The organism is Stenotrophomonas sp. HMWF023 (assembly GCF_003060985.1).
In the GTDB taxonomy this organism is placed as follows: Bacteria; Pseudomonadota; Gammaproteobacteria; order Xanthomonadales; family Xanthomonadaceae; genus Stenotrophomonas; species Stenotrophomonas lactitubi.
On record NZ_QAIJ01000041.1, the window covers coordinates 1 to 3,931 of the forward strand.

General features: G+C 69.1%; 2 protein-coding genes. Both read right to left on the reverse strand.

The window, feature by feature from the left end; genetic code table 11:
• Nucleotides 1–61: 61 nt before the first annotated feature.
• A complete protein-coding gene (locus DBR20_RS01765) occupies nucleotides 62–1,438 on the reverse strand; it encodes a DUF3999 domain-containing protein (protein WP_108264976.1) in 1,377 nt (458 codons plus the stop codon).
• A partial coding sequence (locus DBR20_RS01770; RefSeq protein ID WP_258223099.1) for a DUF2339 domain-containing protein occupies nucleotides 1,435–3,931 on the reverse strand: 2,497 nt, incomplete at its 5' end. The genes DBR20_RS01770 and DBR20_RS01765, both read right to left, overlap by 4 nt.

The window sequence follows — 3,931 nt, forward strand, 5'->3', positions numbered from 1 at the left end:
AACCACGGCTTCTGCTCTCAACGACCATCCACCCACGAGGGGCTGCGCCGTTCGCCGCAAACTACGCCGAAGGCGACGGCTTCTGCTTCAGCAGGCTCAACGCCAGTCCGCCGACAACCAGCACGCCCAGCCCCAGCAGCGCCCACAGCAGCCACGCCTTCCAGTCGCGCTGCGGCTTCAGCGCCGCATCACCGGCCAACGTCTCCGGACTACCTTCCAAGCGTGCCAGCGTCGGCTGCCACGACGGATCATTGCGCTGGCGCAGTTCCTCGATCAGTACCGTGATCGGTGCCTCTGCGCGGCGCGCGGTCGTACTGCCCACGGCCAGTGCGTACGGCGCTGCGCCCTGGCTGAGGAACACCATCACTTCCGGTTGATAGCCCAGGCGCAGGGTCGGGGCGCTGGTGGTCTCCACCGGGCTCGCGACCAGCTTCCAGTAGCGGTCGCGGTACATGCCGCCCAACGGCTGTGCTGCCGATTGCTGGCGCTGGCCCGGGGCACCCTGCTGCAGCTGATAGGCGATCCAGGGCGCGCTGCGGCGCTGCCATTCGGCGGCAGCGTCATCGCGACTGAACAAGGTCCACTGCACCAGGCTGTTGTCGGTGCTGGCCACGTCGGCGCGGGTCACCGGGAATCGGCCATCCAGTTCAAAGGTGAACTCGCCCTTGCCCTGCGCGGTCGGTGTCAGCGACAGCCACTCCCAGGGCACCGTTGCCGGCGCCGGCGGCAGTTCCGCCAGGACGCTGCGCAGCTCCGGCAGGCGCGCCTCACCCTGCGGCAGGATCCGCAGGTAGCGCACGTTGCTGTCGACCTGCAGGCGGCGCTGCAGCAGGCGCTTGCCCGCGCGCTGCAGGTCCACCAGGGGGACGTCGCGGGCGATCGACTGCCAGCGCTGCAGATCGTCGCTGGCATCGAGCTGTACCTGCGCCTGCAGTGGCTGGCTGCTTTCGGCCCAGTCCAGCACCAGCGCTGCCAACGGTTGCTGGCCGAGCACGCTGGCATCGATCAACCAACCACCCTGCCCGTTCGCTACCGCACCACCACCGAGCCGAGCTTCGACCCGGCGCACACGGCCGTCGGTATCGCGCTCGGTCAGCAGCTGCAGGTCGTTGCGCTGGGCCTCGGCCAGCGGCGGCAGCGGGAACCACGGCAGCTCGCGCTGCACCGGTGGCTGCGCCAACGGCTGATCCGGCGCCAGCAGCGCCGACGGCAATGCCTGGCCGGCGGCGTTGAACACCTGCAGGTCGCCCAGGTCGGCTGCGCCTGCGCGGCGATAGATCGCCGGCTCCAGCACCACCCGGTAGGCACCGGACTGCGCGCTGGACAGGCTCAGCGGCCATTGTTCGGCGTACTGCGCGCGGTAGTCCGTGGCCTGTGCCGCAACTGCACCGGCCACGCCGAACAATACCGGCAGCAACGCTCGGCTCCACTTCCTCATTGGTTTTCCTCCACGGTTGGCGGCGCGCTCGGCGGCGCGGGCGCCAGGTAACCCACCACGGTGCACAGCAAACCGTAGGCGATGAACGATGCGATTCCCAGCAGGTTGCCCAGGTGCTGGCGGTCGACCAGCACCAGCTTGGCCAGCACCACGGCCATCAACACGGCACCGACCATCCACAGCACACGCTGGCCGCGACGCGAGCCCCACACCCAGGCGATCACGCCGAGCACGCTCCACAACACGGTCAGGCTGGTCTGGGCCAGGCTGAAGCGGGCCATCGTCGGATCCCAGACCACCCCGCCCCAGTGATGCACGCCATGCAGCACGGTGCTGGTCAACGCGATGAAACCGGCCACGGCCAGCACCGGTACACGCAACCGCTGCAGCGACGCCGGTCCCTGCGCGTCATACAGCCAGCGCGCGATCAGCAACAGGCTGACCCACTGTGCCAGTTCGGCAGGATTGAGCAGCGGCAACCACGGCAACGGCGTGGCGTCACCCGCCAGGGTCAGGCCGAACAACCAGGCCAACGCCAGCACCGCGAAAATCACGCTCTGCAGCGGCAGGCGCACCGGATCAAACGCTGCACCCAGCGGCCAGCGCAGCACGTTCCAGCGCCACAGCGACAGCGCCGCCAGCAGCAACCACGGCAGGGTCACCAGCAACGCGGTCCAGCCCTGCGCCAGGCGCGCGTCGCCGCCGCCCCACAAGGCCAGCAACGAAAGCAGCGACGGCCACAACAACCACCACAGGAACTGCGCGATACGGGCCACGCCGCCACTGCCCTGACGCAGGCACAGCAGGCTGCGCACGCCGAGCACGGCGAACACTGCCCACGCCAATGCGCCGTAGCCGGCAAACGGCTGCTGGTGTGCATCGCTCTGCAGCAGCGCCAACGGGAAGCCCGCTGCCAGCATCACCAGCGCGGTCACGCCCAGCGCACGCGCCGGCATGCGGCGCTGTACTTCCGACGCCAACCAGGCGGTGATGGCGGCCAGCACCAACACGGCATCGGCCTGCACCGAATTCTGGAAGAAGCGGCCGATTTCATGCACCAGACCACCCAACCACCACAGCAGGCCCCACAGGTAATACGCCAGGGCGATGTCATGGCGCTGCCTGCGCTGGTAGCTCCACGCCGCCGCGAAACCCGCCACGGCCAGCAGCAGCGCGCCGATCGCAGTCGGGTTGAGCAGGAAACGCTGGTCCTGATGCCAATGGTCGGCACCCACCACGAACGCGAATGCGGCGGCGAGCTGCAGCAGCGCACCGGTCACCTGCGGCAACCAGCGCTTCTGGCGCAACCCCAGCCAGGCCAGACCGGCGCCTTCCAGCGCGAATACCGCGCCGGTGGCACGCGCCGAGAATGCCAACGGCACTGCCAGCGTCGCAAAGCCCACGGCCAGTACCGCATGCGACTGCGCCAGCACCGTGTACGACGCGCGCGCGATCAGGGCGCGTGCCAGCAATGCATAGATCGCGGCCAGGCCCAGCGCACACAGGGCCAGCGTCATCGGTTGTTCGTGCAGCATGCCGGCCTGCAGCGAGAAGGCGATCAGCGGCGTGCCGAACACCAGGCTGCCGTCGACCAGATCGCGACGCCCGGCCGGCTGCCGGCGCGCATACAACAGCGGAATCAGCAGATAGAAGGCGAAGAACAGCAGCAGGAACGGTTCGGTGCTGGCGAACTTGGCCGCGTCGTACTGCAGCACGCCCCAGAAGGTGCCGATGCCGAAGGTGAACGCGAAACCGAGCAGGTTCAGCACACGCCACGGGCGATACCAGGCGATGGCGAAAATGCCCGCGTTGAGCACGGCGTAGTAGCTGAACAACCCGACGTGGTTGCCACTGCCGGTGGACAGCCACAGCGGCGCCATGAAGCCCGCCAGGATGCCCAGCACCGCCAACGTGCGCGAGTTCTGCACCACCGCCAGCACGCACAGCCCCGCCACCAGCGCGATCGAGCTGGCAAAAGCGAAACCGGGCGCGAGCAGATCGAAGCGCTTGAAGGCAGCGAAGATGGTCAGCAGCAGCACGCCGATGGCGCCGCCCTGCAAGGCCAGCGCGAACATCCGCCGGCGCTCGCGCTGGTGCCAGCCGAACGCCAGCAGGCCCAGCGCACCGACGGTGATGCCCGCCAGCCGCAGTTCGACCGGTACCACCAGCCAGCCTTGATCGCTGACGTACTTGAGCAGCGCGGCAACACCGGCCAGCAGCACCAGCATGCCGATCTTCACCGGCACGTTGCCCTGGGTGAACCAGTGTTTGACCGCGCCAATCGCGCGCTCGACCAAGTTCGGCAGGGCCGGTTCTACCGGCAGCGGCGGCAATGTCGGCTCCGGTGGCAACGGCGGTGGCGGCAGCGGACGCGCGGGCTGGGCCGGCGGCGGCAGCTCCTCGCGGGCGGCGACCGGCGCCGATGCCGGGGTTGCCGTGGGCCGCAGGAACGAGGGTTCGCTGGCCGGTTCGCGTGTTGCCGCAGGTGCGCGC